Below are 18,939 nucleotides of genomic sequence, written 5' to 3' on the forward strand. Positions count from 1 at the left end.
TTGTGGCTTTCAGCGTGCAGCTGAAGTCATGCTACAGGCGCAGGAGGCGGCTCGTCCGGAAGGGTGGGTTCGCCGGGCTCGGTAGGTTGTTCGTTAGGGGTGTCGGGATCAGGCTGGCCGGGGATGCCGCCCGCCGATTCGGCAGGATGGGCCAGCAGCGACCAGGCCATGACGCCGATCTGATTGGGCTCAAGCCTTGCCAGTTCGGCACTGATTCGCGGATCGATCTTCATAGAGCAACTCCTGAGCGAAGGCCCGCTGCGCTGACGCGAAAAAAAGCGGGCAGTACACCCAATAGAGTGCCTGCCCGCCCAGGAATTCCCTCAGCTCGTCAGATTCAGGTACGCGGCAGGGTCACACCGCGCTGGCCCTGATACTTGCCGCCCCGATCCTTGTAGGACACTTCACACTCCTCGTCGGACTCCAGGAACAGCATCTGCGCCACGCCTTCGTTGGCGTAGATCTTTGCCGGCAAGGTCGTGGTATTGGAGAACTCCAGGGTCACATGGCCCTCCCATTCCGGCTCCAGCGGCGTGACGTTGACGATGATGCCGCAGCGGGCATACGTGCTCTTGCCCAGGCAGATGGTCAGGACATTGCGCGGTATGCGGAAATACTCGACGGTGCGGGCCAGCGCGAACGAGTTCGGCGGGATGATGCAGACGTCGCTCTTGATGTCGACGAAGCTCTTCTCATCGAAATTCTTCGGGTCGACGGTCGCCGAATTGATGTTGGTGAACACCTTGAATTCGTCGGCGCAACGCACATCGTAGCCGTAGCTGGAGACACCGAAGGAGATCAGCCGGTCGGCACCTTCGCCACGCATCTGGCGTTCGACGAAGGGCTCGATCATGCCGTGCTCCTGCGCCATGCGGCGAATCCACTTGTCCGATTTGATGCTCATGGCGTGTGTCCTGAATAGCGAGGTGGAAAAAATACGTCCGGCATCTTACCGGGGCGCGGGGCCGGGTTCAAAGCGCAGGACGCAATTCTCGCCGATCCGCCTGGATTTACGGGGCCCTGCGGGCAGCGTCGGCGCCGTCAGTCACCAAATCCGAGAAACCTTCGCAAAGACCATTGGCACGTTCCGGAAAAAGGGTTAAGGTGACGCCACTGTGCTGCTTGTGTCACTGAGAATCTCTACACGATATGTTGAATTTCGATCCAACCATCTACAAGAATTTTTCCTGCTCTTTGCACTCAGTCTCGGCCAGGGTTCTTCCTGAGTCGCAGTTATCTTTGTTCAAGGAGTTACACCATGTCTAATCGCCAAACCGGTACCGTTAAGTGGTTCAACGATGAAAAAGGCTTCGGCTTCATCACCCCACAATCCGGTGACGACCTGTTTGTTCACTTCAAAGCTATCCAATCCGACGGCTTCAAAAGCCTGAAAGAAGGCCAACAGGTTTCTTTCATCGCTACCCGCGGTCAGAAAGGCATGCAAGCTGAAGAAGTACAAGTTATCTAACTTGTCCTTGCTTTAGTAAAAAGCCCCGCCCTCAGAAGCGGGGCTTTTTTGTGTCTGTCAGTTTTGCCAGCGCACAAAGAACTGTGGGAGCGAGCTTGCTCGCGATAGCGGTCTGTCAGCTAACGTTGATGTTGCTGATCCACCGTTATCGCGAGCAAGCTCGCTCCCACAGGGGGGATATGGGTGAGCCTGGATTACCAGGTCACGCCGAACCCGGCCGTATAGCGGGTCTTGCTCAGGTCGCTGTCTTCGGAACCCTCGATGACATCTTTCTCGGCCTTGAGATTGAGCGATGCCCAGTCGGTGACCTTGTAGCGCAGCCCCACTTCCGTGTCGTAGGCGTACTCCGCCACGCCGGACAGCGGCTTGCCAACCTCTCCGTTGGTGAAGAACTCGACGCGCTTGCCTATCAGGTAGCGGTTGTAGTCCCATTTCATGGCGACGGAATAGAAGTTGTCCTTGCCACCGTCCTTGTATTCGTAATCGGTGCGGTTGAGCAACGAACCGAGGGAGAATGCACCCAGTTCGTCGTCCCAGAACTGGTAGCCCGGGCCGGTACCGACCACGCGCTGGCGAGCCAGGTCTTCGACCTTGTCGCGCTTGTAATTCAGGCGCCCCTGCCAGAACCATTTGTCCGTCAGGAACCGGTCGAGGGAATATTCCAGGCGCCAGTTATCGGTGGACACCACGTCATCCTGGAATTCGCGGTTGTATTCGCCTTCGGCGTTATGCCGCCAGCGGCCGTGGCGCGCCGAGGTCTTGAAGTCGATGTCGTAGTCGTCTGTATCGTTTTCCGCCCGCTTGTAATCCAACGCGGCGTCGATATTGCCCTTCCAGACGAGATCCTCGACGACTGGCTTGGGCTTGAGGATCTGCTGGATGCTGGCAAGCTCGACCGTCTTGGGCGCCTCGCCATTGGCCAGGGTCACCTTGCCATCTTCGGCCGCCTGCAACGACTTGGCTTTTTCGCCGCTGTAGGCGTCCTGCTTGACCAACAGCTGCTGATCGCTTTCAAGGGTCTTGACCTGTTTCCAGTCGATGGGAATCGCACCGGCGTAATCGGTCTGGATCAGCAGTTTGCCGCCATCGAAGACGGTGATCTTGCCGCTGAGTTTGTCACCGTTCTTCAACCAGACGGTATCGGCAAGCAAGGGCATGGACACGCTGGTAACGGCTAGGCATAGCAGGGTTCTGGACAACATAAGCGTATAAAGAGCTCAAGTTTGCGTTGAAAAGGCGGCATTATCCCCCAGGACGACACCTCAGGAACGACTGACCCGAGTATTCCCGTTGAGTTCATTTCTCACCCGGTCCTGTAGGAATTAATCTACAAACGGACTCTTCCTACAGGAACCCTGCACCGTGACTGACAACCCCACGGACACCGAAAGCGCCGCTCACATTCGCCGCACCACCCTTTATCTGACCCTGGCCCAAGTACCGGCGGGCAAAGTGGTCACCTACGGCCAGCTCGCCGAGATGGCCGGTCTCGGTCGTGCCGCACGCTGGGTCGGGCGCACCCTGAGCCAATTGCCCGATGACACCAGGCTGCCCTGGCACCGCGTGCTCGGTGCCGGCGGGCGAATCAGCCTGCCGGCGGGGAGCGTCTCAGGCGATGAACAACGCGCACGGCTGCGCACCGAGGGGATCAGTGTCCTGAATAATCGTGTTGATATTCAGCGCCATGGCTGGCGCCCGGTAGAGGACAGCGGTTAGAGTGCGCGCTTTGTTTTCGCAATTTTTGAGGCAGACTCCAGCCCATGCCCCGTAAAACCTGGCGCGCCGCCCTCGCCGCCTATGCCAGTCCCTCGACGCTCGTGCTGTTGCTGCTTGGCTTCGCCGCTGGCCTGCCCTACATGCTGGTGTTTTCCACGCTTTCGGTCTGGTTGCGCGAGGCCGGCGTGGCCCGCGAAACCATCGGCTATGCGAGCCTGATCGGTCTGGCTTACGCTTTCAAGTGGGTCTGGTCGCCGCTGCTCGACCAGTGGCGCCTGCCTCTGCTCGGCAAACTGGGCCGGCGCCGTTCCTGGCTGGTGCTCTCCCAGTCCCTGGTGATCCTGGGCCTGATCGGCATGGGCTTTTGCGATCCGCAAAAACACTTGTCATGGTTGATCGCCATCGCGGTGATCGTCGCCTTCGCCTCGGCCACGCAGGACATCGCCGTCGATGCCTATCGACTGGAAATCGCCGACGACACCCGCCAGGCCGCACTGGCCGCCAGCTACATGTCCGGTTATCGGGTCGCCGCCCTGCTGGCGACCGCCGGTGCGCTGTTTTTCGCCGAAGGCTTCGGCTCCACCGGTTTCAGCTACAAGCACTCGGCCTGGGCGGGCACGTACCTGTTGTTCGGCGTGCTGATGGTCCCGGCGCTGCTCACCTCGCTGCTCATGCGTGAACCGCCGGTACCGCTGCGCACGCAATTGCAGGCCGGACGCTACACGTTCGTCCACCAGTTGGCCTCGGTATTCGTGCTGATCGTGTTGCTGGTATCAGTCCCGGCGATGTTCACCCAGCTCTATAACACCGACTTCGCCAGCGTACTGTTCGAGGGCGTCAGCCTGCTCGACCTCCTGCTCGAAGACCGCGCCTTCCTGCGGGCGATCCTCTACATCATCCTGACCGCCCTGTGCCTGTCGTCCATGGGCCGCCGCGGCCTGGCGCCAGTACTGACACCGGTCAATGACTTCATTGTGCGCTACCGCTGGCAGGCCCTGCTGCTGCTCGGGCTGATCGCGACCTACCGGATGTCCGACACGGTCATGGGCGTCATGGCCAACGTCTTCTATATCGACCAGGGTTTCACCAAGGATCAGATCGCCAGCGTCAGCAAGATCTTCGGGCTGATCATGACCCTGGTCGGCGCCGGCATGGGCGGCCTGCTGATCGTGCGCTTCGGCATCCTGCCGATCCTGTTCATCGGCGGCGCCGCCTCGGCCGCTACCAACATCCTGTTCCTGATGTTGACCGACATGGGCGCCAACCTGAAGATGCTGATCCTGACCATCTCTCTGGACAACTTCAGCTCCGGCCTGGCGACATCGGCCTTCGTGGCCTACCTGTCGAGCCTGACCAACCTGAAGTTCTCGGCCACCCAATATGCGCTGCTCAGCTCGATCATGCTATTGCTGCCGCGCCTGATCGGGGGTTATTCAGGGGTGATGGTGGAAAAGTTCGGCTATCACAACTTCTTCCTGATTACCGCGCTGCTGGGCGTCCCGACCCTGTTGCTGATTGCGCTGCACTGGTTCCAGGAAAATCGCCGTCAGGGTGAGGCGCCCACCGTCGAACCGGCGCCCACCCGCCCGGCGGAAGAATCGTAGGAAACTTCAGTTTGTCCCTGGCGTCCGGCCACGCGCCTGTACGCCAGGGCATCTCGCCCGTACAATGCTCCGTCATTTCTCGTCATCAGCAACCGACAACGGCCAACCATGCGCACCAGTCAATTTTTGCTCGCCACACAGAAAGAAACGCCTTCCGACGCCGTCGTGATCAGCCATCAGCTGATGCTGCGTGCCGGCATGATCCGCAAACTCGCTTCGGGCCTGTACACCTGGCTGCCGATGGGCCTGCGGGTCATGCGCAAGGTTGAAGCCATCGTTCGCGAAGAAATGGACGCCGCCGGCTCTCTGGAAGTGTTGATGCCGGGTACCCAACCGGCCGAGCTGTGGCAGGAATCGGGACGCTGGGAAGAATACGGCCCCGAGCTGCTGCGCATCAAAGACCGCCACGGTCGTGACTTCTGTGCAGGTCCGACCCACGAGGAAGTGATCACCGATCTGATGCGCAATGAGCTGAGCAGCTACAAGCAGTTGCCGATCAACCTGTATCAGATCCAGACCAAGTTCCGCGATGAAATCCGCCCGCGCTTCGGCCTGATGCGCGGTCGCGAATTCATCATGAAGGACGCTTACTCGTTCCACACCGACCTGGCTTCGCTGCAAGTCACCTATGACCGCATGCACCAGGCGTATTGCAACGTGTTCAGCCGCCTGGGCCTGAAATTCCGCCCGGTCGAAGCCGACAACGGCTCCATCGGTGGTGCCGGCTCCCATGAATTCCACGTACTGGCCGAGTCCGGTGAAGACGACATCGTCTTCAGCAATGGCTCCGACTACGCCGCCAACATCGAGAAAGCCGAAGCCGTGCCACGGGAAACGTCTCGCGCCGCGCCGACTGAAGAACTGCGCCTGGTCGACACACCGAACGCCAAGACCATCGCCCAGTTGGTGGAAGGCTACAACCTGCCCATCGAACGCACCATCAAGACCCTGATCGTGCGCGCCGAAGAAGCTGGCAAGCTGATCGCCCTGATCGTGCGCGGCGACCACGAACTCAACGAAATCAAGGCCGCCAACCAGCCAGGCGTCGCCAGCCCGCTGGTCATGGCCACCGAAGCCGAGCTGCGCGATGCCATCGGCGCCGGTGCCGGTTCCCTCGGCCCGCTGAACCTGCCATTGCCAATCATCATCGACCGCTCGGTGGAACTGATGAGCGACTTCGCCATCGGCGCCAACATCGATGACAAGCACTACTTCGGCGTGAACTGGGAACGCGACCTGCCGGTTCCCACCGTGGCGGACCTGCGCAACGTCGTGGCCGGCGACCCGAGCCCGGACGGCAAGGGCACGCTGGAAATCAAGCGTGGCATTGAAGTCGGGCACATCTTCCAGCTGGGCAACAAGTACAGCAAGGCGATGAAGTGCGAGGTGCTGGGCGAGAACGGCAAGCCGGTGACCCTTGAAATGGGTTGCTACGGTATCGGCGTTTCCCGCGTGGTGGCAGCTGCCATCGAACAGAACAACGACGAGAAGGGCATTATCTGGAGCGACACACTGGCGCCGTTCCAGATCGCCCTGGTGCCGCTGCGCTACGAAACCGACCTGGTGCGCGAAGCCACCGACAAGCTCTACGCCGAACTGACGGCCGCCGGCTTCGAAGTGCTGCTGGACGACCGTGACAAGAAAACCAGCCCCGGCATCAAGTTCGCCGACATGGAACTGATCGGCATCCCGCACCGGATCGTCGTCAGTGACCGAGGCCTGGCCGAAGGCAACCTGGAATACAAGAGCCGCACCGAAGCAGAGCCGCAAGCACTGCCGGTCGCCGAGGTCCTGTCGTTCCTCCAGGCCCGTATCCGCCGCTGAGACCAGATAGAGACGTCATGTTCAAGCGAAACACCTTAGGCCTCGGTGGCGTCGCCCTGTGCGGCGCCCTGCTGGTCAGTGGCTGTGCCAACCACATGTCACAACGCAGCGAGCACGAAGAGCGGGTCGAGCGCAAACTGCTCGACCACAGCCTGCAGATCGATGTTGGCGAACCCAAGGTGCTCGACCTGCCGCAGCGTCGGGTGCGGATCAATGAGCAGAAGACTTTCGAAGTCACGGAGTTCGAGGTCACCCGCCGTTACGATCGCTACACACCGTACCAACCTTGGCGAGAGATCTATGAGATCCCCCTCGGCGCGGTGGCGGTGGTGGCCGGTGTCGGCGCGAACGTGGTCAATGTGTTCGCCCTCGGCAACCTGCCGGAGTCGGTAACCCATGACTGGCTGAGCTATGGTTTCGCCGGGCTCAACCCGTTCATGAACGTCCCGTCCCATGGCCGCGCACAGCAGAATCTGGCGGGTATCGATGAAATCCAGCGGGACAAGCGTACGGAGCATTCGAGCCTGCCCTGGAGCGAGCGCCCGGTGGAGGTCAAGGCCGCCCGGCAGACATTCGAGCTGAGCACCGACCGCAACGGCGTGCTTCGCCTGAACCTGCTGGAAAGCCCGTTCGCCGAGCAGGACCTGAGCCAGTTCGGCAAATTGCAGATCAGCGTCACCGACGCCCAGGACGAGGTCCACACCGACTCATCCCTGAGCCTGAGCAGCACCCTGCGCAGCAAGTTGGTGGAAGCCCACGCCTTGATTTATGACGACCTGGAAGACGACGAGGTGAGCCAATGGGTCCACCGGGTCAAGCGCCTGTCGGAACTGGGCCTCGAAGAAGAAGCCAGCGAACTGGAACAGAGCCTGATCGAACTCACACGCAACGATCCGGAGTTGCAGACTGAATTCATGAAAGCGCTGACCAAGGATGGCGGGCGGTTGGTGGCGGATCCGGGGGCTCACTGAGACACACAGCCCCTGTGGCGAGGGAGCTTGCTCCCGCTGGGTCGCACAGCGACCCTGAAACCGCCGCCTCGGTGTATCAGCCAAATTGAATCCACTGTTTTGGGTCTGCTTCGCAGCCTAGCGGGAGCAAGCTCCCTCGCCACAAAAGCAGATCCATATTGCCTTTCCCGGCAACCTCACCGCTCAAACAACTCCAACTGCTCGAACCCACCGCGCAAATCTTCCAGCCGCACCCCGATCCCCAACAATCGCACCGGTTTGCCACCACGGTTGAACGCCTGGGTCAGCAGCAATTGGTAGCTGCCCAGGTCCCGCCCCGCCCCGGCCTGTTCCAGCGTGGTCTGAGTAAAGTCGTGGAACTTCACTTTGACGAACGGCTTGCCCGGTCGGTAGCTGCTGTCGATCCGCGCCATGCGTCCACTGAGGGTCTGCATCAATTCCGGCAGTTTCGCCAGACAACTGGCCAGATCCGGCAGGTCGACGTCGTAGGTATTTTCCACACTGATGGACTGCCGCCGGCTGTCGTTGTGCACCAGCCGATCGTCGATCCCACGGGCCAGGCTCCAGAGTCGCTCGCCGAAACTGCCGAATTCACGCACCAGCGCCAGCTTGTCCCATTGCCGCAAGTGCAGGCAATCGACGATGCCAAGGCGGTTCAGCTTGTCGGCGGTGACTTTGCCTACCCCATGAAGCTTGCTGACAGGCAGCGCCGCGACGAAATCCTCGACCTGGTCCGGCGTAATGACGAACAGCCCGTTGGGCTTTTTCCAATCGCTGGCAATCTTGGCGAGGAATTTGTTCGGCGCGACCCCGGCGGACACCGTGATGTGCAACTGATTGGAAACCCGTCGGCGAATGTCCTGGGCGATGCGAGTGGCGCTGCCACCGAAATGCGCGCTGGCGGAAACATCCAAGTAAGCCTCGTCCAGGGACAACGGCTCGATCAGGTCCGTGTAATCGCGGAAAATCCCCTGGATTTCCTTCGACGCCTCCCGATAGGCCTCCATCCGTGGTTTGACAATGATCAGGTCAGGGCAAAGCTTCAGCGCATGCCCGGAGGACATCGCCGAACGCACCCCGTAGGCCCGCGCTTCATAGTTACAAGTGGCAATCACACCCCGCCGATCCGCGGAGCCGCCCACCGCCATGGGTTTGCCGGCCAGCCGCGGGTCGTCGCGCATTTCGATGGCGGCATAGAAACAGTCACAGTCGACATGGATGATTTTACGTTGCGTCATAACGAGCGAGATGTGCGACGGATCGGGCGCTCAGTATCGCATCGGTCACTGTATATAGCACCAGTACTGCGAAAGATCCTTCGACTACGCGCGAAAGCGCCTACGTAAATGTGTTTCTTCAATCGCAGCGAACCTTGCGATAGAGCGCCAGCCCTTGCCAGATCTGCGTTACAGCGCTGTCACATTTCATCTCATAGGCTAAACGCTTGAACCGAAACAGGTTTTTTTGCAGTTGGGGTTGACAGTCGCTCGATCCTCTGTAGAATGCCGCCTCACAGACGCGGGATGGAGCAGCCTGGTAGCTCGTCGGGCTCATAACCCGAAGGTCGTCGGTTCAAATCCGGCTCCCGCAACCAAACATCAAAAAAGGCCATTCGAAAGAATGGCCTTTTTTGTGCCTGTAAATCCTTGCAGCTCACGCACGCACCTCCTGTGGGAGCGAGCCTGCTCGCGATAGCGTCGGCACCTTCCACATCAATGCAATCTGATCCAGCGCCAAAATGGGCTGGCGGCGACTTGTGAGCGCCAGTTGTAGGACAATTTCCTTTTTGATTTCGCGCATTTAACCGCGCCGCACGTGAATTGGCCGCTTATTTGAACCTACCCTCGTTTAACGGTTGACACTCAAGCGTTCGCCTGTAGAATGCCGCCACACAGACGCGGGATGGAGCAGTCTGGTAGCTCGTCGGGCTCATAACCCGAAGGTCGTCGGTTCAAATCCGGCTCCCGCAACCAAATATCAAGAAAGGCTGCTCGAAAGAGTGGCCTTTTTTGTGTCTGCCGAAAAAAGGCTACATTACAAATTTTTTGTAATTATTTTCTGCCGCAGGGATTGGTAACTTGGCTGGATAGCCCCATCCTGTCGCGCATAGCTCAAGAGGTGATTGATGCGCGCCCACTCGTCTGACCCGCAAGACCCCGCTACTGCGACACAGCCGATCAAGGCCGAGCGACTGCGTTGGATGGATCGTATCAGCCAGTACCGCCAGCCCATCGGCCTTGCCGTCACGCTGTTGTTGTTTGCGATTGCATTGATTGCCTGCCGCCACCTGTTGAGCGAACTCGACCTATATGCCCTGCACGACTCCATCCTGGACGTGCCGAGGCCTGCCCTGCTCGGCGCGATTGCCGCCACCGTCGCCGGTTTCATCATTCTGCTGGGCTATGAGTGGTCCGCCGCTCGTTATGCTGGAGTGACACTGCCACCGCAAACGATGATCCTGGGTGGATTCAGCGCCTTTGCCATCGGCAACGCCATCGGCCTGTCGCTGCTATCGGGTGGGTCGGTCCGCTATCGTCTGTATGCGCGCCATGGCCTGGGGGCGTCGGACGTCGCCCACATGACGCTGTTCGCCAGCTTGTCCCTGGGTTGCGCACTGCCGCCACTGGCGGCGCTGGCAACGCTCAGTAACCTGCCAGCCGCCTCCGCTGCACTGCACCTGCCTGCAGCCTTGCTGGGCTCGATCGCCCTGGCGGTGTTGTTGCTCACCAGCGTCCTGGCCATCGGCATTTACCGTCGGCGCCTGCCGGAACAGCCCCATCGCGACAGCCTGCTGGTCAAGGCCGGGCGCCGCACGCTGCGCCTGCCGGGCCGCCGCCTGACTTTCCTGCAACTGGTCATCACCGCCCTGGATGTGGCCGCAGCTGCCACCGTGCTGTATCTGTTGCTGCCTGAAGCACCGCCGTTTGGCGCGTTCCTGCTGGTATACCTGTTGGCGCTGGCCGCCGGTGTGCTCAGTCATGTTCCGGGCGGGGTCGGGGTTTTCGAAGCGATCCTGCTGGCCGCGTTTGCCGACAAACTGGGGGCCGCGCCGCTGGCCGCCGCCCTGCTGTTGTACCGCCTGATCTACGTGTTGTTGCCGATGCTGGTGGCCTGTGTGCTGCTGCTGATCAACGAGGCACAACGACTGTTCCAGACGCGCCAGACCTTGCGGGCGGCTTCGGGTTTCGCCGCGCCGATCCTGGCGGTGCTGGTGTTCTTGTCTGGTGTGGTGCTGCTGTTTTCCGGAGTGACGCCGGAAATCGATACTCGCCTGGAGCACATCGGTTTCCTGATCCCTCATCGACTGGTGGATGCCTCGCACTTCGGCGCCAGCCTGGTGGGCGTGCTCTGTCTGTTGCTCGCCCAGGGCCTGCGCCGACGCTTGTCGGCCGCCTGGATGCTGACCACCGTTCTGCTGCTGGTGGGCGCCCTGCTCTCGCTGCTTAAAGGCTTCGATTGGGAAGAAGCCACCCTGCTGACGCTGACCGCCGCCCTGCTCGCGATCTTCCGGCGCTCCTTCTATCGCCCAAGCCGCCTGACAGAACTGCCCTTTTCGCCGCTGTTCCTGATCGCCAGCCTCTGCGTGCTCGGCGCATCGATCTGGCTGCTGTTGTTCGCCTATCAGGACGTGCCCTACAGCCATCAACTGTGGTGGCAGTTCACCCTGGATGCCGACGCCCCGCGTGGCCTGCGCTCGCTGCTGGGCGCTGCGGTGTTGTTGGTGGTGGTGTCGCTGACCTGGCTGCTGCGCACGGCTCGCCCGGTGATCCACTTGCCCACGGCCGAAGAGCTGGAACGGGCCAGGACCATCCTCATGGCCTCCTCGCAGCCCGACGGCGGTCTGGCCCTGACCGGTGACAAGGCGCTGCTGTTCCACCCCGACGACCAGGCATTCCTGATGTATGCCCGCCGTGGCCGCAGCCTGGTGGCGCTGTATGACCCGATCGGCCCGACCCAGCAACGTGCCGAGATGATCTGGCAGTTCCGCGACCTGTGTGACGTCTACCATGCTCGCCCGGTGTTCTATCAGGTGCGCGCCGAGAACTTGCCGTACTACATGGACATCGGTCTGACGGCGATCAAGCTGGGCGAGGAAGCACGGGTCGACCTTAAGCGGTTCGATCTGGAGGCCAAGGGCAAGGAGATGAAAGACCTGCGCTACACCTGGAACCGTGGCACCCGTGACGGCCTTTCGCTGGAGATCCACGAACCGGGCCAGGCGCCGATGGAGGAGCTCAAGGTCATTTCCGATGCCTGGCTGACGGGCAAGAACGTGCGCGAGAAAGGCTTCTCCCTGGGGCGCTTCAGCGATGACTACCTCAAGCATTTCCGCATCGCGGTGATTCGTTTCGAAGGTCGCCCGGTGGCGTTCGCCAACCTGCTGGAAACCCACAGCCATGAGCTGGCGAGCCTGGACCTGATGCGCGCCCACCCCGACGCCCCGAAGCTGACCATGGAATTCATGATGGTCGGCCTGATCCAACATTATAAAAACCATGACTACGCCCGCTTCAGCCTCGGCATGGTCCCGTTGTCGGGCCTGCAACCGCGCCGCGGTGCGCCGCTGACCCAACGCCTGGGTTCGATGGTGTTCCGCCGTGGCGAGCAGCTCTACAATTTCCAGGGGCTGCGCCGCTTCAAAGATAAATTCCAGCCTGACTGGGAACCTCGTTACATGGCCGTGCCCGCCGGACTCGATCCACTGGTGGCGCTGGCCGATACCGCCGCCCTGATTGCAGGCGGCCTGACTGGACTGGTGAAACGCTGATGATGCAACGCTCCTGGCGATATGTAGTGGCCGCCCTGCTGGTACTGGCGGTGATTCTCGGTGGCGGCTACTGGTACTGGAACCGCCCCGCCCCGCAACCGACCCTGGAACAGCTGGCGCCTGCCGACGGCGTAGCCATGACCCGTGTCATCCCCGGCACCAAGCCGCGCGCCCAGGTACTGGTGGCCGTCAATGTAGACCAGAAACTCAGCGACACCCAACTGACCACCCTCAGCCGCAGCGGCTCGGCGCAGATCGTCCAGGTGATCCTGCCCCAGGATTGCATGCTGCAAGGACGCGCCCTGCAAGCCGGCCTGCGCCAGCTCCAGGGACCGGCCACGCTGGTCAGCGGCATCGGCCCGGGTGCCGTGTTGGCCTGGCGCTGGCTGGCCGAGCAGAAGGATGACAAGGCCAAGGCCGTTTCGGTGGACCTGGCCCTGGAAAAACCCGGCTGCACCCATCTGCTGCCTAAAAGCGCAGCCCACGGCCACTGGCTGGTGGCCTGGAACGACAACCCCGACGACACCAGTGCCGGTTTCGTACGGGACCAGAAAAACGCCGAAACCAGCATCAGTGACTACGACATCAACCTGCCGCAAGTGCTGAACAATGAACTGCGCAAGATCCTGGTCGGTGCCGAGAAAGGCAAGGGCGGCCTGGCCATCCCGGTAGTCGAGGTTCCAGCCAGCCAGGCCCGGGACACCGTGACCTTGTTCCTTTCCGGAGACGGCGGCTGGCGCGACCTGGACCGCGACGTGGCCGATGAAATGGCCAAGATCGGTTATCCGGTGGTCGGCATCGACACCCTGCGCTACTACTGGCAGCACAAGAGCCCTGAGCAAAGCGCGCTGGACCTCGCGGAATTGATGCAGCACTACCGGCAGATCTGGGGCGCCAAGCGTTTCATTCTGACCGGCTATTCGTTCGGCGCCGATGTGTTGCCGGCCATCTACAACCGCCTGCCGGCCACCGAACAACAGCGGGTCGATGCGATCATCCTGCTGGCCTTCGCCCGCACCGGCAGCTTCGAAATCGAAGTCGAAGGCTGGCTCGGCAACGCCGGCACCGAAGCGGCCACCGGCCCGGAAATGGCCAAGCTGCCAGCCGAGAAGGTGGTGTGCATCTACGGTGGCGAGGAAGCCGACGAAAGCGGCTGCACCGACAAGACTGCGGTAGGCGAAGCGATCAAGCTACCGGGCGGTCATCACTTCGACGAAAACTACCCGGCACTGGCCAGGCGCCTGATCGATGAGATCAACAAGCGCCAGGCCAAGCCTGCCGATCAGTAAACCGATCGAGCCCGACAGAAAAGCCCTTGCCGTCTCAGGACCGCAGGGGCTTTTTATCTAATAGGCGCTGCAAACCCACCGTGGCGAGGGAGCTTGCTCCCGCTCGATTGCGCAGCAATCGCAAAAAGCGGGGGCCGCTGCGCGACCCAGCGGGAGCAAGCTCCCTCGCCACAGGTGCCTCATGCCACTCACAAAAAAGCCCCCGCTGCCGCAAGACAACGGGGGCTTATTGTGGATCGGAGCTACATCTCCACCTGCGTCCCCAACTCAATCACCCGGTTCAGCGGCAGATTGAAAAAGCGCAGGTTGCCGTTGGCATTCTTCAGCAGGAAGGCGAACAGCAGCTCGCGCCAGCGGGCCATGCCTTCGAGCTTGGAGGCGATGATCGTTTCGCGGCTGAGGAAGTAGGTGGTCCGCATCGGGCTGAAGTCCAGCTCATCCAGGTGACACAACTTGAGTGCCTGCGGGACGTCCGGTTCGTCGGTGAAGCCGAAGTGCAGGATCACCCGGAAGAACCCTTCGCCATAGGCGTCGACCTCGAAGCGGCGCTGCGGCGGGACGCGGGGGATGTCCTCGTATACCACCGTCAGCAACACCACTTGTTCGTGCAGCACCTGGTTATGCAACAGGTTGTGCAACAACGCATGGGGCACAGCGTCCGAGCGCGCCGTGAGGAAAACGGCAGTGCCTTGCACGCGATGGGGTGGCTGCACGCGGATACTGCTGATGAAAATCGGCAGCGGCAACGCGCCTTCGTCCAGGCGCTCGACCAGGATCTGCTTGCCACGCTTCCAGGTGGTCATCAGCACGAACAAGGCAATCCCCGCAACGACCGGGAAGGCACCACCCTGGATGATCTTCGGCACGTTGGCGGCGAAGTACAGGCCGTCTACCAAGAGGAAGCCGATCAGCACCGGGACCGCCAGCAGCGGCGGCCATTTCCACAACAGCAGCATGACCGCCGACACCAGAATCGTGGTCATCAGCATGGTGCCCGTCACCGCAACACCATAGGCCGAAGCCAGCGCGCCGGAGGATTCGAATCCCAGTACCAGCAGCACCACGCCAACCATCAGCGACCAGTTCACCGCACCAATGTAGATCTGCCCCTGTTCGGCGCTGGACGTGTGCTGGATGTACATGCGCGGAATGTACCCGAGTTGGATCGCCTGGCGCGTCAAGGAGAACGCCCCGGAGATCACCGCTTGCGAGGCGATCACGGTCGCCAGGGTCGACAGACCCACCAGCGGGATCAGCGCCCAGCTCGGTGCCAGCAGATAGAACGGGTTGCGCGCCGCCTCCGGATCGCCCAGCAGCAATGCGCCCTGGCCGAAGTAATTGAGCACCAGCGCCGGCAGCACCAGGATGAACCAGGCGCGGGCAATGGGCTTGCGGCCGAAGTGGCCCATGTCGGCGTACAGCGCTTCGGCGCCGGTCAGCGCCAGCACCACGGCGCCGAGGATTGCCACGCCCATGCCCGGATGAACGACAAAGAACCGCACGGCCCAGACCGGGTTCATCGCCTGCAGCACTTCCGGGTGCTGGATGATGCCGTACACGCCGAGGGCGCCGAGCACCAGGAACCAGGTGACCATGATCGGCCCGAACAGAATGCCGATCCGCGCGGTGCCGTGGCGCTGGATCAGGAACAGCGCCACCAGCACCACCAGTGACAGCGGCACCACCCAGTGATCGATGCCGTCAAAGGCCAGACCCAGGCCCTCGATGGCCGAGAGCACCGAGATCGCCGGGGTGATCATGCTGTCGCCGTAGAACAGCGCCGCGCCGATCAGGCCGCAGACCACCAGGAAGGTACGCAGGCGCGCCCTGCCCGCGGCCGCCCGTCGAGCCAGGGCCGTAAGCGCCATGATTCCACCCTCGCCCTGGTTGTCAGCCCGCAGGACGAACATCATGTACTTGATTGAAACGACCCAGATCAGCGACCAGAAAATCAGTGACAGGATTCCCAGCACCCCGTCGTGGTTGACAGGCACGCCGTAGCCGCCGGAAAACACTTCTTTAAGGGTGTACAACGGGCTCGTGCCGATGTCGCCATAAACCACCCCGACCGCCGCGACCAGCATGCTCAGCGGTTTTGCTGCCGAATGCTCGGCACCTGCCGCCTGACTACTTGCATGAGCCATCCAACACTCCCGATTCCCAGACCTGTCTTCTTCAACGAGGCACTATGCTTTTGTAGATGCAGCATGCGCTGTTTTACGCATTGTTACAGACGTTTCCTTGACTCAGTAAACCGTCAGGACACAAAGGCGCGAAGCATAGCGCAGCACTCGTCGTTTTTCCCTGTATAAAGCTGGTCAAGTGCCTCGGCCACCGCTAGAATTGCGCACTTTTTGATCAGAGGCGCGTCAGGCGTCCTGTCTCGGCCAGAGACGATCCCCCTACACCGAGGTTAGACATGTCCACCACTACCGCGCCAGCCAACCCGAAGGTCGGCTTCGTATCCCTGGGTTGCCCGAAGGCTCTGGTCGACTCCGAGCGCATCCTGACCCAGTTGCGCATGGAAGGCTATGACGTCGTGTCCACGTATCAGGACGCCGACGTGGTGGTGGTCAATACCTGCGGCTTCATCGACTCGGCCAAGGCCGAATCCCTGGAAGTCATCGGCGAAGCCATCAAGGAAAACGGCAAGGTCATTGTTACCGGCTGCATGGGCGTGGAAGAAGGCAACATCCGCGACGTGCACCCCAGCGTGCTGGCCGTGACCGGTCCGCAGCAGTACGAGCAGGTGGTCAGCGCGGTGCACGAAGTGGTTCCGCCGAAACAGGACCACAACCCGCTGATCGACCTGGTGCCGCCACAAGGTATCAAGCTGACCCCGCGCCATTACGCTTACCTGAAGATTTCCGAAGGCTGCAACCACAGCTGCAGCTTCTGCATCATTCCGTCGATGCGCGGCAAACTGGTCAGCCGTCCGGTGGGCGATGTACTCGACGAGGCCCAGCGCCTGGTCAAGTCCGGCGTCAAGGAACTGCTGGTGATCTCCCAGGACACCAGCGCCTACGGCGTCGATGTGAAATACCGCACCGGCTTCTGGAACGGCGCGCCGGTGAAGACCCGCATGACCGAACTGTGCGAAGCCCTCAGCACCCTCGGCGTCTGGGTCCGCCTGCATTACGTCTACCCGTACCCGCATGTCGACGAGCTGATCCCGCTGATGGCCGCCGGCAAGATCCTGCCGTACCTGGATATCCCGTTCCAGCACGCCAGCCCGAAAGTCCTCAAGGCCATGAAACGCCCGGCTTTCGAAGACAAGACCCTGGCCCGCATCAAGAACTGGCGTGAAATCTGCCCGGACTTGATCATCCGCTCGACTTTCATCGTCGGCTTCCCCGGCGAAACCGAAGAAGACTTCCAATACCTGCTGGACTGGCTGACCGAAGCCCAGCTCGACCGCGTCGGCTGCTTCCAGTACTCCCCGGTCGAAGGCGCACCGGCCAACGACCTGAACCTGGACGTGGTGCCGGACGACGTCAAGCAGGACCGTTGGGAACGCTTCATGGCGCACCAGCAAGCCATCAGCTCGGCCCGCCTGCAAATGCGCATCGGCCGTGAAATCGAAGTGCTGGTGGATGAAGTGGACGAACAAGGCGCCGTGGGCCGCTGCTTCTTCGACGCCCCGGAAATCGACGGCAACGTGTTCATCGACAATGGCAGTAACCTCAAGCCGGGGGACAAGGTCTGGTGCAAGGTGACGGATGCCGATGAATATGACTTGTGGGCTGAGCAGATCGGCTGACCAATTTCCAGCGTTGTAACGACCACCCGTGGGGAGGGAGCTTGCTCCCGCTGGGTCGCGCAGCGGCCCCGGCTTTTTGCGATGGCTACGCAATCGAGCGGGAGCAAGCTCCCTCGCCACAGGTCCGCATCCCCCGTCACTGTTTCGCCTGTCTCAAAAAAAATCATAAAGCCCCGCTCTTGCGACAAGATGCGGGGCTTTTTTACGACTATCGTGTGGAAACCTCCAGCACAAGGAACAGGCGGGCATGCGCCAGCATTCGGTCATTCATACACCCAAATCCAGCGATTACCAGGAACTGACCGAGGTCTGGGAGGCCTCGGTACGGGCCACCCACGATTTCCTGCCGGACAGCTACATCGAGCTGCTGAAAAACCTGGTGCTCACCCGCTACCTGGACGCGGTGATGCTCATCTGCACCCGGGACGCTCGCCAGCGCATCACCGGTTTCGCCGGGGTGGCCGCCGGCAAGATCGAGATGCTCTTCATCGACCCGCAACATCGGGGCCAGGGCCTGGGCAAACTGTTGCTGAACTATGCCATCGAACACCTGAACGCCGATGAACTGGACGTCAACGAACAGAACCCGCAGGCGCTGGGCTTTTACCTCAAGCAAGGCTTCGAGGTGGTCGGCCGTTCGGCGCGGGACGGCATGGACCAGCCCTACCCACTGCTGCACATGCGTTATAAACAACCTGACCTGAAGGCCCGGCGCGGCTAAAAGCCACACGACGCAAATGGACCCGCGATTAACCGGCGCCAGGCAGGTACAATGCCCACCCCCTTTTTGTTACGGCCCTGTCATGACTGACCCGATTCGCCTCTCCAAACGCCTCATCGAACTGGTCGGCTGCTCCCGCCGGGAGGCTGAGCTGTTCATTGAGGGCGGCTGGGTCACGGTCGATGGCGAAGTGATCGATGAGCCACAATTCAAGGTCACCACCCAGAAGGTCCAGCTCGACCCCGACGCCAAGGCCACCGCGCCGGAGCCAGTGACGCTCCTGTTGAACGTCCCGGCGGGCATGAATGTGGACACTGCCATGGCCTCCCTCGGCCCGCAGACCCTGAGCGAAGAACACCGCTTTGGCAAACGGCCACTCAAGGGCCACTTCCTGCGCCTGACCGCCAGCGCCGACTTGCAGGCCAACGCCAGCGGCCTGCTGGTGTTCACCCAGGATTGGAAGATCCTGCGCAAGCTCACCGCCGACGCGGCCAAAATCGAGCAGGAATACGTGGTGGAAGTCGAGGGTGAGATGGTCGCCCATGGCCTCAATCGCCTTAACCATGGCCTGACCTACAAAGGCAAGGAACTGCCGGCAGTCAAGGCCAGTTGGCAGAATGAGAACCGCTTGCGCTTCGCCATGAAGAACCCGCAGCCGGGCATCCTCGCGCTGCTCTGCCAGGCGGTCGGCCTCAGGGTGGTTTCCATCCGCCGTATCCGCATTGGCGGGGTGTCCATCGGCAAGGTGCCTCTGGGGCAGTGGCGCTACCTGTCCCCTAAAGAGAAATTCTAATTTCCGGCGTCCCGCCGAGCCGGGA

16 protein-coding genes and 2 tRNA genes are annotated in these 18,939 nt (G+C 61.4%); 12 read left to right on the forward strand and 6 right to left on the reverse strand.

Annotation, left to right across the window (positions count from 1 at the left end; genetic code table 11):
• Positions 1–26: 26 nt before the first annotated feature.
• Entirely contained in the window at positions 27–233 is a 207-nt protein-coding gene (locus tag ACLEJR_RS17260; RefSeq protein ID WP_440791070.1) for a hypothetical protein, read from the reverse strand.
• A 104-nt stretch (positions 234–337) separates the two neighbouring features.
• Positions 338–904, reverse strand: a complete 567-nt coding sequence (gene dcd / locus ACLEJR_RS17265) for a dCTP deaminase (protein ID WP_017126297.1) — start codon at positions 902–904, stop codon at positions 338–340.
• 354 nt (positions 905–1,258) lie between these two features.
• Here dcd and ACLEJR_RS17270 point away from each other — a divergent pair, with 354 nt between their 5' ends.
• The gene (locus ACLEJR_RS17270; RefSeq protein WP_002554837.1) at positions 1,259–1,468 is read left to right on the forward strand and encodes a cold-shock protein; all 210 of its coding nucleotides are present in this window, start codon (positions 1,259–1,261) and stop codon (positions 1,466–1,468) included.
• 194 nt (positions 1,469–1,662) lie between these two features.
• Here ACLEJR_RS17270 and ACLEJR_RS17275 read toward each other — a convergent pair whose 3' ends face one another.
• The gene (locus tag ACLEJR_RS17275) at positions 1,663–2,670 is read right to left on the reverse strand and encodes a DUF481 domain-containing protein (protein WP_440791072.1); all 1,008 of its coding nucleotides are present in this window, start codon (positions 2,668–2,670) and stop codon (positions 1,663–1,665) included.
• Between the two features lie 160 nt (positions 2,671–2,830).
• Here ACLEJR_RS17275 and ACLEJR_RS17280 point away from each other — a divergent pair, with 160 nt between their 5' ends.
• From ACLEJR_RS17280 to ACLEJR_RS17295, 4 genes are all read left to right on the forward strand, one after another.
• Positions 2,831–3,184 carry an MGMT family protein gene (locus tag ACLEJR_RS17280; protein ID WP_440815329.1) on the forward strand — a complete coding sequence of 118 codons (354 nt, stop codon included), beginning with the start codon at positions 2,831–2,833 and terminating at the stop codon, positions 3,182–3,184.
• Positions 3,185–3,228: 44 nt separating this feature from the next.
• Positions 3,229–4,788 (forward strand): AmpG family muropeptide MFS transporter, encoded by a 1,560-nt coding sequence (locus ACLEJR_RS17285; RefSeq protein WP_440815330.1) that lies wholly within the window; start codon positions 3,229–3,231, stop codon positions 4,786–4,788.
• Positions 4,789–4,896: 108 nt separating this feature from the next.
• Positions 4,897–6,612, forward strand: coding sequence for a proline--tRNA ligase (locus ACLEJR_RS17290; protein ID WP_440791077.1), 1,716 nt, complete (start codon positions 4,897–4,899; stop codon positions 6,610–6,612).
• A 17-nt stretch (positions 6,613–6,629) separates the two neighbouring features.
• Entirely contained in the window at positions 6,630–7,583 is a 954-nt protein-coding gene (locus ACLEJR_RS17295; RefSeq protein ID WP_440791078.1) for a hypothetical protein, read from the forward strand.
• 176 nt (positions 7,584–7,759) lie between these two features.
• Here ACLEJR_RS17295 and dinB read toward each other — a convergent pair whose 3' ends face one another.
• Positions 7,760–8,821, reverse strand: coding sequence for a DNA polymerase IV (dinB, locus tag ACLEJR_RS17300; protein WP_440791080.1), 1,062 nt, complete (start codon positions 8,819–8,821; stop codon positions 7,760–7,762).
• 279 nt (positions 8,822–9,100) lie between these two features.
• On the opposite strand from dinB, the gene ACLEJR_RS17305 reads away from it, so the two are divergent.
• Positions 9,101–9,177, forward strand: a tRNA-Met gene (locus ACLEJR_RS17305).
• Positions 9,178–9,236: 59 nt separating this feature from the next.
• Here ACLEJR_RS17305 and ACLEJR_RS17310 read toward each other — a convergent pair.
• Complete coding sequence (locus ACLEJR_RS17310) at positions 9,237–9,383, reverse strand: hypothetical protein (protein WP_440791082.1); 147 nt, start codon at positions 9,381–9,383, stop codon at positions 9,237–9,239.
• A gap of 96 nt (positions 9,384–9,479) precedes the next feature.
• Here ACLEJR_RS17310 and ACLEJR_RS17315 point away from each other — a divergent pair.
• The 3 genes from ACLEJR_RS17315 (at position 9,480) to ACLEJR_RS17325 (ending at position 13,640) form a co-directional block, all read left to right on the forward strand.
• Positions 9,480–9,556 (forward strand) — tRNA-Met (locus ACLEJR_RS17315).
• Between the two features lie 152 nt (positions 9,557–9,708).
• A complete protein-coding gene (gene mprF / locus ACLEJR_RS17320; RefSeq protein WP_440791084.1) occupies positions 9,709–12,351 on the forward strand; it encodes a bifunctional lysylphosphatidylglycerol flippase/synthetase MprF in 2,643 nt (880 codons plus the stop codon).
• Entirely contained in the window at positions 12,351–13,640 is a 1,290-nt protein-coding gene (locus ACLEJR_RS17325) for a virulence factor family protein (protein WP_440815332.1), read from the forward strand. The genes mprF and ACLEJR_RS17325 overlap by 1 nt, the downstream gene beginning before the upstream one ends.
• A 242-nt stretch (positions 13,641–13,882) precedes the next feature.
• Here the strand turns inward: ACLEJR_RS17325 and ACLEJR_RS17330 are convergent, their stop codons facing one another.
• Entirely contained in the window at positions 13,883–15,724 is a 1,842-nt protein-coding gene (locus tag ACLEJR_RS17330) for a potassium transporter Kup (protein ID WP_440791628.1), read from the reverse strand.
• Between the two features lie 335 nt (positions 15,725–16,059).
• On the opposite strand from ACLEJR_RS17330, the gene rimO reads away from it, so the two are divergent.
• From rimO to ACLEJR_RS17345, 3 genes are all read left to right on the forward strand, one after another.
• Positions 16,060–17,400: a 30S ribosomal protein S12 methylthiotransferase RimO gene (gene rimO, locus ACLEJR_RS17335; protein WP_440791088.1), complete on the forward strand. Its 1,341-nt coding sequence runs from the start codon at positions 16,060–16,062 to the stop codon at positions 17,398–17,400.
• Positions 17,401–17,647: 247 nt separating this feature from the next.
• Positions 17,648–18,121 carry a GNAT family N-acetyltransferase gene (locus ACLEJR_RS17340; RefSeq protein WP_440815335.1) on the forward strand — a complete coding sequence of 158 codons (474 nt, stop codon included), beginning with the start codon at positions 17,648–17,650 and terminating at the stop codon, positions 18,119–18,121.
• A gap of 82 nt (positions 18,122–18,203) precedes the next feature.
• Complete coding sequence (locus tag ACLEJR_RS17345) at positions 18,204–18,914, forward strand: rRNA pseudouridine synthase (protein WP_440815338.1); 711 nt, start codon at positions 18,204–18,206, stop codon at positions 18,912–18,914.
• Positions 18,915–18,939: the final 25 nt, after the last annotated feature.

This window comes from Pseudomonas sp. SMN5 (assembly GCF_052041925.1).
In the GTDB taxonomy this organism is placed as follows: Bacteria; Pseudomonadota; Gammaproteobacteria; order Pseudomonadales; family Pseudomonadaceae; genus Aquipseudomonas.

Excerpts from the sequence above, each read along its gene's own strand:
- ACLEJR_RS17260 (WP_440791070.1), bottom strand. The coding sequence starts at position 233 with ATGAAGATCGATCCGCGAATCAGTGCCGAACTGGCAAGGCTTGAGCCC.
- dcd (WP_017126297.1), bottom strand. The coding sequence starts at position 904 with ATGAGCATCAAATCGGACAAGTGGATTCGCCGCATGGCGCAGGAGCAC.
- ACLEJR_RS17270 (WP_002554837.1), top strand. The coding sequence starts at position 1,259 with ATGTCTAATCGCCAAACCGGTACCGTTAAGTGGTTCAACGATGAAAAA.
- ACLEJR_RS17275 (WP_440791072.1), bottom strand. The coding sequence starts at position 2,670 with ATGTTGTCCAGAACCCTGCTATGCCTAGCCGTTACCAGCGTGTCCATG.
- ACLEJR_RS17285 (WP_440815330.1), top strand. The coding sequence starts at position 3,229 with ATGCCCCGTAAAACCTGGCGCGCCGCCCTCGCCGCCTATGCCAGTCCC.
- ACLEJR_RS17290 (WP_440791077.1), top strand. The coding sequence starts at position 4,897 with ATGCGCACCAGTCAATTTTTGCTCGCCACACAGAAAGAAACGCCTTCC.
- ACLEJR_RS17295 (WP_440791078.1), top strand. The coding sequence starts at position 6,630 with ATGTTCAAGCGAAACACCTTAGGCCTCGGTGGCGTCGCCCTGTGCGGC.
- dinB (WP_440791080.1), bottom strand. The coding sequence starts at position 8,821 with ATGACGCAACGTAAAATCATCCATGTCGACTGTGACTGTTTCTATGCC.
- ACLEJR_RS17310 (WP_440791082.1), bottom strand. The coding sequence starts at position 9,383 with ATGCGCGAAATCAAAAAGGAAATTGTCCTACAACTGGCGCTCACAAGT.
- mprF (WP_440791084.1), top strand. The coding sequence starts at position 9,709 with ATGCGCGCCCACTCGTCTGACCCGCAAGACCCCGCTACTGCGACACAG.
- ACLEJR_RS17325 (WP_440815332.1), top strand. The coding sequence starts at position 12,351 with ATGATGCAACGCTCCTGGCGATATGTAGTGGCCGCCCTGCTGGTACTG.
- ACLEJR_RS17330 (WP_440791628.1), bottom strand. The coding sequence starts at position 15,724 with ATGCTGGTCGCGGCGGTCGGGGTGGTTTATGGCGACATCGGCACGAGC.
- rimO (WP_440791088.1), top strand. The coding sequence starts at position 16,060 with ATGTCCACCACTACCGCGCCAGCCAACCCGAAGGTCGGCTTCGTATCC.
- ACLEJR_RS17340 (WP_440815335.1), top strand. The coding sequence starts at position 17,648 with ATGCGCCAGCATTCGGTCATTCATACACCCAAATCCAGCGATTACCAG.
- ACLEJR_RS17345 (WP_440815338.1), top strand. The coding sequence starts at position 18,204 with ATGACTGACCCGATTCGCCTCTCCAAACGCCTCATCGAACTGGTCGGC.